The following is a 9,153-nucleotide window of genomic DNA, read 5'->3' as shown; positions in this document are numbered from 1 at the left end:
GAACGCGCCATTAAACCGCTGGTCATTGGAAGAAAAAATTGGCTCTTCTCAAATACACCAAATGGTGCTGATGCGAGCGCGATGCTTTACAGCATCGTCGAGACAGCGAAAGCCAACGGCCTTATCCTCTACGACTACATAGTCAAGTGCATGAAAGAGCTCGCGAAAGCTGAGCCTGATATCGATGCGCTCCTACCTTGGAACTTCAAACATTAACAACACCGCCCCGTGGGTTCATGGGGCGCATACCATCCATAGAGGATTTTTTCCATAATCAACAAGCTCTACCCCATTAGCCTGTAATTCACGAGAAAACTTCTTAGAGCCTTTAGTTTCCTTACCAATTTGCAGGGTTCTTTCTCCATTTCGAATTTGCCTTATCGCTCTTTGCAATTCTTCTTCTTCAAACTGGAGTAGCTTTTCTACTGCATATTCAATCTCTGATGAAAGTCCTTTGTAATAATGAACTCTTTCCTTCCCCCAATTCATCAAGTCGAAGTAGATTCGTAATGGTATAACTGCATATTGATCAGGCTCTCGCCAACCTGATGAATACATGGCGGCCTTTAGCTTTGAATAGTGAACACTATAGGGTAACCAAGGAATAATATCATAAAGTGCATTTAACCCTTCCAGTCGTGTTCTAGTGTTAAATACAGAAGGGGTACAAGTTGTTATCTCCTCTAACTTTTTATCGGTGAGCATTGTGAAATCATAAACACCATGCTCCAAGAACACGGGAACCAGTTTTTTCAGCTCATTTAACTTAGTCTTCAAATTCGACAGTTGAATTTGATTTTCAGATAAATAAATGCTCACCAAAGCAAATGCCTTAAGCTGATACTTAATCTCCGAGATAGGGTCATTCATCAATAGAACATTTGAATAACCATTTGTTCCATCGTCAATATCAAAGACGAGGTTTGTGCCACCACCGTCAAAATCTAACCCCGAGTCTAAAAAAGGCCACTCATCATTTTTAAAATGGATTGTTACCTTATCATCCTCATAGATTACAAAGTTACCTAGTTCATCAGTGTTACCACCTGCCAACTTACGCTCTAAGATATCAGTAAAGGTCTCATCATCAGATATAAGTGGTGCTACGCTTTTAAACTTATTTGATTCAATTACTACCGCTGGGACCATGCTTGTCCTTTTATATCTTATTAGTTGAACAAAAAGTAACGACCATTCTCTTCAAATAGCAGATCTGCCTTTTCAAGGGTTTCTTCAGGTAACAATTCAAGTAAACTCTCAAACCTCTCTATTCGCCTGACTAAATAATCTGCTCTCTCGGGCATTTTTTCTATAGGATCGTATAAAGAATCTATAAAACTAATTAGCTTATAGACCGAATTAACATCATCGATAAGTTGCATGTTCTTACAAAAGATACATAAGTCATATTGAAAACAGGTGATATCTTCACCTTCATTAATGATGCCATTTTCTTCCGCAAACTTTTGGGCTGCGTAATGCTCATTTTTACCTTCTCTAAGGTCAATCTTCCCGTTACAAGCTACACCATTTGGATTTGAAGGTGTTTTACTCTTCTTCCACTCATCGTAAGCAAGAACTTTTATTCCAAGTTGCTTCCTAACCTTAGTCTTAGCTACCTCAACAGAGTCACCGTCAGCTATGTGCCCCATGGCACTTAACCCCTGACTCATCTGCCTCATATTTCCTGTAGGATGTCCGTCTACGTATTTTTCTCCCTGCGTTTCCTTGGAATGCTGTAGGATATCCCTCGCAAACTTACCACCATCCTCATCTATATAGAGATTGTCACTATTTTTGGTGCGAATTCTACGAGAGTTAATGTTTAGTATGTATGCCCCATGATTGATTCCTAGATCTGCCAAGAGCTTACGTCTCACAGGCATCTCATGACCTTCCCATTGATACGTTTCAGATCTGACTCCCATAGGAAGAAAATATGCAGGTCGAGTAACTTCCCTACCTCCTACTTTCGCTTTCTGCGGGTTCAACGTTTCCGATCTAGCTTCAATCTTCTTAAGCGTATTCTTGAAACGTGTAGAAGTGACAAACTTCCTTTCAGCTCCATCTTCGTATTTAATGAACACTTCAATATCCCCCTTTGACTTACTTTCTTTATAAGTAAGGGGAATAAGCGCTCCTTTTAACGGTATATCCGTTAAGCTCCTGACAAAGACATAAACAAGAGAACTAACTCGCGTTGACTTCATTTTTTCAGTCGTCAACTTGCGTGAAATAGTTTTGAAACCAGTGCTGTCTGTGGTAGTAGTAATTCTCTCCCACTCGCCTTTGTCTAAGTACCTACAAATAACATCACTCAAGTAGCTAGATAAGACACTTCTATTTTCAGAAAGCAATCCAAGGTTAAATGTCAATGCAGTCATAAGTCTGTCAACATCGAATGTCTTTTTTATTTTCCCATGACTGTCAACACTGTAAAATAGATTTCCGTACTGATCAGGGTTGCACTTCCTTGATACCTCAGAAAGTTTATTAATAAACTTCAAGCCATCTGTGTGTTTATAGCGTCCTCGTTTAAGGAAGTCGGCTACGATAAATCCTGCATTCTTACCTTTAGCCTCACTATCTTCAAATTCCCCTTCATCAATCCCGACGAAGTATGCTTCAACATCAGAACCCTTTCTAGCTTTATAACCCTTAACCCTGATATATCTTTCTGTTCGACCTTCTTTTCTTTGAGTTATTACAGACAATGGATGTCGCACATCCCTAACTTGAGTGTCGTTAAATGATGTGTAATAGCAAAAAAGCACATAACCAGAAATCATCATTTGGTTAAAAGGCAAGTGAGAGCTAATACAAGTGTTATCCACACGACTGCCTAGGCTAATTTTTAATTCATTAGTTTCCCCCTCATAGCCTGACACACCAATAGATAAATCACTTAACCTTTGAGGAATTTCACCGTGTTTATTGAAATAATCAGATATCCCATCAGCTAGTGAGAAAAAGTATGGTTGAACCCTAGATAAAATGGTTTCTAATTCGCCATCGGTGTGTGGCTGAGTTGTACCTTTATCGGTTCTTTGATTCGGTCTTCTCGCATACTTTTCTATCAAAGAGCTTGAACATCCTGCAATTGCTAATAGGTCTTTAATATGCGATGCAAAAGTATTGGCGGATGATGTTTTTATTCCTAACTCAGCGCCATCTGGGTAATTAAACCTAAAAGGCATTGGCTCATTAGCCAGTTTTTCTTGACGCGCCAGCTCTCCTTGCATCCCTAAGATCCCATCAATTCCATCCCGTCCAAAAGGATTTAACGACTTACGATCACACAGGAAAAAATATCGTTTAAGGTTTTTGACCTGATTAAGTTTCGACTCATCAGTTATGCTGCTTGAACTAAGTTTCTTGTATATTTTCTGCACTAAATCAAACCGGCTAGGAGTCGCTAAGCTATTATTCGAGTCGCATTCTAAATGGCAAAAATCTCTAAGGTTATAATTATGTACTTCATCCTTTTTCAACTTAAATGATAACGACATAGAGATATCGGTCACGTCTGCATTTTCGCTAGAAGTTGTTTTTACCAGAGGCTGCTTCAACAATGCTGCCATTGAACTTTTAGCCACTATTTAACCTCTTAAGAATTGAGATGTTTACTTGCCAACTTATTTTGTAATCTGGCGAACTTAAACCAGTTTTCTTGTGTATTTATGTATTTAACATACTTTTCGGTTGCGGAGGTATCTGCATGCCCCATAAGCTCCTTTAAATCCTCCATTAAGGCGTCAAAAAGCATCCCCGTTTCTAAATGCTTGTTGTATAGCCAATGGGTAGCAAAAGTAGCCCTTAGGTCATGCACTGTGTAATACCAATCAGGGTGTGTTTCCCTGATTTTCAACCGAATTCCTTCAAAGTGTTTCTCTAATGTGTTTGTGCTATATGGATAGCCATCTGACTTTACGAACAAGCAATTATGAGGCACCAAAGATCTATTGCGCGCATTATTTCTAGCCACGCTTAATCGATATTGGTTCAATTCGTTCATTGTCTCATAAGGAACTTCTATAGTTCGCTCTTTATCGAACTTGGTTCTACATCCGTTACGAACTTCACCTATGGTGCATTTCACAATCTCTGCCTGAGGGGCTTTTACTTCACTCTCAGGAAAGGTCGTGAACTCTTCAAGCCTCAAACCTGATTCAACTGCAAGTTTCAACATAAGGTTCTTAGGTTCGCTAAAATCATCACCTAAAGCCTCTATGAAAATTGCCTTACCATCCTCGGTCATAGGTGTCAGTTTTTTGTGAGGAGCTACTGCTTGTTTCTTCCCAAATGGTTTGGTCAGCTCAGTGGTTTTAACAACAATTTGCTCCATATCTCGATCTAAGTGACCGAGCTTGCGATTATTCCTACGTGCTGAGTTACGTTTCTGTATTGATTTGGTTTTGTATTCAAATGGTACAAAGCTATCACTGAACTCTACAATTTTTGAAGTGTTCAAAAAGTTATAAAAATCGACCACTTTTAAAACGTAACTCGATGCAGTACTAGGTGCATAGATACCTTGGATCTCGCCATCCACTTCACGTTTTACATTTTCCAGTAAGAAATCACGAAACTTGTAAACGACACCGTTCTCTTTCTCAGAACTCACATCGTAAATATTAAGCCCATGTATAGACATATATCTATAGAAGGCTAATAGAGCTTGAGCATAGTCTTTCAGTGTTTTAGGATCTGGGGAGAACCTAGCCTTGCTCCTGATGAATAGGTTAACCGGAATAACATTTCTCCCTCTACCATCACACAAAAGGGGGATATCAATCAGAACTGGCTTTTCCTGCTGAATGACAACGGTACTTACTTTGTTACTGGCAGATTCATCAGACTCAAACAAACACTTTGGGTATTTGTTTACTGTCGTTCTGACTATGGAATAATCCCCATCCCCAAAAGACTGAGCTACCAACCGAACTTTTCTGCTCATAATTAGCCCCCCTTAACTTGCTACCTAATCATCATTTATTTCAAAGCTTCAATCACTTCGCGAATTTTAGCGACAGGGATTATCTTCTGATCAGGATTTAAGTCCTTGAGCATTGAGTTATGGTAATTTGATTTAGGAATGTATATCTGCTTCTTACCATGCTTAGCAGCTTCTTTAACACGGGCAACCCCACCTTGCACTTGGCGAATTTCACCTGTTAAGGCTACCTCCCCAATAAAAATAGAGTCTTCAGGGGTGGGTCTAGAATTGATTGAGCTTATTAATGCAGCCATAACAGCCAAATCCGTAGAGGTCTCTGTATCTGCCATCTTAAGCCCACCCACAAGGCTAATATTGATGTCATAGTGGGTGCTAATCCCACCATGCTTTTTCAAAACAGCTGTGATCAGTGCCAACCTAGAGTAGCTAATACCGATACAGTTACGAATAGGCTTTTCCCCCTCGAACTCGGTAACCAATGCTTGGATTTCTATTAAGAGGTTTCTAGCACCATCCTTAATTACCGTTACGGCGGAGCCTTCATAGCGTTCATCCCCACCACTCAGAAATAGGCGGCTAGGGTTATCAACACTAATCATGCCTTTCTCTGTCATTTGGAAAATACCAACTTGGTCAGTATCACCAAATCGGTTTTTGTCGGAGCGAAGTATTCTAACGTTGCTTTCGGTAACGTCGATATGAACTGTTGTGTCAATGATATGCTTTAGAGTCTGCGGACCAGCCATCTTAGAGTCTTTGTTCACCTGCCCAACCAAAATCAATGTAACACCCTCTGTTTTACATAGTCGGTTAAGTATTTGGGCACAAGTTTTGACTTGCGTAACGCCGCCAGCACTACCCTCAACACTTGTTGACTCAAACGCCTGAATTGAGTCCGCGATGAGTAGCTTAATACCGTGCTCTTTGACAGCAACAACGATGTCCTCAACGCAGTCAGAATCATCCACCCAGAAGTTATCATTGTTAAACGGTAAACCTAGGCGATCCTGCGCTCTCTTCTTCCATTGGCTCAAGCTCTCTTCCGCTGTCACGTACATAGTCGGCATTGACTGACTCATGTGCGCAACAATTTGAGTTAGCAACGTTGTTTTACCAGCTCCCGGATCACCAGAGGCAAGAACAACAGAACCAAGTGTTAGCCCCCCACCTAAAACCCTATCGAACTCAGCCTGACCTGTTGATACACGGTTGGCTTCTACAACAGATACATCATCTAGCTTTCTAGCCCCCTTTCCACTGGAGCCAGCATAGCCACCATAACTACTACCCGTCGCCCTGTTGATTGCTGAAGTGGTTTTAGATACAGAAGCAAGATTGACCTCAGCCATCGTATTCCACGACATACAGTTCGGGCATTGACCTACCCACTTACTAGACTCGTAAGAACACTCACTGCATAGGTATGCCATTTTTCGCTTAGCTTTTACCACTTTGATATTCCTATATACTTCTGATGAAGGTCACTTTTTCACGACTTCAAGCATATATGATCCATCCATCTCCTGTCTAACTTTTAGATCAACCATTTTTACCAGATGTGTCGTCTAATAATATAACCAAGATTAGCCCCACAGTCATTACACACATAAGCTCGCTTTGCCTTAGCCATAAAACCTCAATAATTTGCTTGGTAACTGGAAATGTTGCTATTTTGTGACCCTGTTGACCGTACTGATGAAAATAAAAGTTGCAGTGGGGCCACGAATACCTAAAGATCAAATACAACTTGTCGATAACAATAATGCACCGTCCATTCTAACAAGAAAAGTATGCAGCAAACTGAAATTCTATCTGTAGCAGAACGACTTATCCCGGCCTACCACGCTGAGGACTTTGAATACCTTCTTTCTCAAATGACAGAAGACGAATCTCCGTCTCTAAAGCTGCTTGTTAAAATGGAACTGAATCGTATCATGGCTCCGTGCACAAAGAGCATTGATTTACGCGGGCGTGTTGATAATGAATGTCGTCAATTCACGCTAGACGGCCGTAAGCACTGGCTCGATGATATTGCTTTGAACGCGTATCAACGTGGTACTAAAAAGTTTAGAGGCTATACCGAGGGTGCATGGGAGTTAGTGATGACTCCGCGAACTCAGCCACTTCGTAATATCGTTAAAACGTCGTCTCAAAATGATCAAGATCTCACTAATGCTAATAGCCCCTATGAGGCAGAAGCAATTAACCTCGGTTACGACTTAAAACGTCAAGAAAACAGACTAAAGATTAGCTCGCAGGTTGAGATCACCACATCGAAAGGGCAAAGCCTATACGGTGTAACGGCTGATATTTCCCCGTCGGGCGCAAAGTTCAAAGTACCGAGTGTCTTTAAATACAACCTCGGTGAAATCATCAGCGTTAAGTTCACAGAGCTTGTCGAAAAATCACAAGAAAACGATGTTGGTCAAGCGGTTGAATTTCGTGTTCTGGGCATTGATGAATCATACGAGAACAACGCGGTCAAATTTCTAAGAACCATCAAGGTAAGCGACAACGATATTGTGGCTCGTTTGCTCAATGAGTCTTTAAATAGTAAGAGCAAAAAAACCAGCCACGAGAATCAAGATAGGATCATTCGAACCCGAACTAGAGGGATCGAACACACTTATCTAAAGCACACGTATAACCTTCCTCTGTTCTTCAGCGGTAGTGCACTAAAACTTGCCTTACTTACGGATAACAACCATCTGTTATGGCAATACTGGCACGACGAGCGAAATCAACAAACATTGGATACCCTGTTCAACGAACAACGTATGAACCTGCTGGCTAAACCAGGCGTGAAGGGAACCAACAACGTTATCTACTCTTTTACCCATGAGCATCAAAACAAGACCTTGTTCTACTCAATGATGCTACCTGAAGCCTCTCGTGAACAAAGACAGCTGTTTTGGCACATCGGCGGTAAACGTAAAAGTTGGAAGGCGTTCAAGTTCTCTGTGTTCGAATTATCAAACACCGAACGACAAGCCTTAGCCAAGCACTCAGATACACTAGCTCAAAGCTCAGCACAACTGACACATTGCGGAATATTGCAAGAGATTGGCGATCACGAAAGTGCTGCTGATTACCTATTAAGTGAAAAACCACGCATTCCAAGCAGCGAACTGAATCACTTCCGCCACCCGCGCTCTGCGGTGGGAAAGATTCAAAGTATATACTTTGACTCTCAAACTCGTCGCAAAGAGCCGAGGTACCAATTTAAGTCACCGTTACAGCTCACCTCACAAGATGGCGCTGCGGCGAACGGTCACACCTTAGATATCTCAAAGCGTGGACTCAGCATTAATCTTGAGCACCCAATGGTTCTCAAGATTAATGACCCGGTACTGGTGAACTTCAACGAGCTGCAACTCTATGACAAGAACCTGCCACTAAGCAGTGTACCTTACCACGTGATTCGAGTCAGCTCGAACGGTCGCAACGTACAGTTGGCTATCGCAGAGAACACTAAGACGATGCGTACTATCGCCTTTCTCAATGGACTTATCGACCAGAACCAAAGCAAGTTAATTAAGAAAAAAGAGATACTTCCAACACATTCTCTGCTCGAATCTCTGCACAACATTTTGCTGAGCAAGATGGTCAGTAACCCAATATTCATTGATAAACCAGGCTCAACACTCCGTTGTAAGATCATTGGCGTGAACTTCCCACTGAATAAACACTTAGCACTGCTCGCCAAGCTAGGGCACAACCAGAAGTTCTCACTCGAACCTATTTTCAAAGGGCACTCTAACTCGCTGTTGGCTGAACCCCTGAAAAGAATTGAAGGTGCTGAGCCTAAACACCATGACGTCTATATTGCTGCGGTAAAGTTTGGCGGCAAGATCCAATCTGTGCACACTAAGCTAATCAAAGACTTCGCCTCGGCAAAGGAACGCATCTTATTTATTAAGAAAGCTCAGCAATTGGGTGACGTGTATGTATTGCGGGTAACGACTGCACCTATCTTTAATCCGCTAACGAGTTTATTCCAATCGGACTTAGAACAGCTTTCACACATCAGCATGCATCAAGCCAAGAAGCTAGAGAATGAGGTCACTGCTTTTATTGGTTATGGTGAGATAGAAGACATTACCGATGAAGTGTTGATCCGATTGGAACTTACGCGCTAACTTCCAGCGGTGTCTTGACTTAAACATGAAAATAGAAAAAGCAGGCTGATTACCTGC

Annotated in this window: 6 protein-coding genes; 2 read left to right on the top strand and 4 right to left on the bottom strand. The window is 41.5% G+C overall.

Annotation, left to right across the window (positions count from 1 at the left end; all coding sequences use genetic code 11):
• The coding region (locus L1D11_RS12040; RefSeq protein ID WP_239862522.1) for a transposase domain-containing protein at positions 1-216 on the top strand (216 nt) is incomplete at its 5' end.
• A gap of 18 nt (positions 217-234) precedes the next feature.
• On the opposite strand, the gene L1D11_RS12035 is transcribed toward L1D11_RS12040, so the two are convergent.
• Genes L1D11_RS12035 through radA form a run of 4 tightly spaced genes read right to left on the bottom strand, consistent with a single transcriptional unit; the run spans position 235 to position 6,408 of the window.
• The gene (locus tag L1D11_RS12035) at positions 235-1,149 is read right to left on the bottom strand and encodes a hypothetical protein (protein WP_239833881.1); all 915 of its coding nucleotides are present in this window, start codon (positions 1,147-1,149) and stop codon (positions 235-237) included.
• 20 nt (positions 1,150-1,169) lie between these two features.
• A complete protein-coding gene (locus L1D11_RS12030; RefSeq protein ID WP_239833880.1) occupies positions 1,170-3,596 on the bottom strand; it encodes a hypothetical protein in 2,427 nt (808 codons plus the stop codon).
• Between the two features lie 11 nt (positions 3,597-3,607).
• Entirely contained in the window at positions 3,608-4,957 is a 1,350-nt protein-coding gene (locus L1D11_RS12025; protein ID WP_239833879.1) for a site-specific integrase, read from the bottom strand.
• A 35-nt stretch (positions 4,958-4,992) separates the two neighbouring features.
• Entirely contained in the window at positions 4,993-6,408 is a 1,416-nt protein-coding gene (gene radA / locus L1D11_RS12020; protein ID WP_239833878.1) for a DNA repair protein RadA, read from the bottom strand.
• Between the two features lie 339 nt (positions 6,409-6,747).
• Between radA and L1D11_RS12015 the strand changes: the two genes are divergently transcribed.
• A complete protein-coding gene (locus L1D11_RS12015; protein WP_239833877.1) occupies positions 6,748-9,096 on the top strand; it encodes a PilZ domain-containing protein in 2,349 nt (782 codons plus the stop codon).
• Positions 9,097-9,153 lie beyond the last annotated feature (57 nt).

It is taken from the genome of Vibrio sp. Isolate32 (assembly GCF_022397955.1).
In the GTDB taxonomy this organism is placed as follows: Bacteria; Pseudomonadota; Gammaproteobacteria; order Enterobacterales; family Vibrionaceae; genus Vibrio.
Note: the sequence above shows the minus strand (reverse complement) of the source record. Positions and strands in the feature narration are given on the sequence as shown.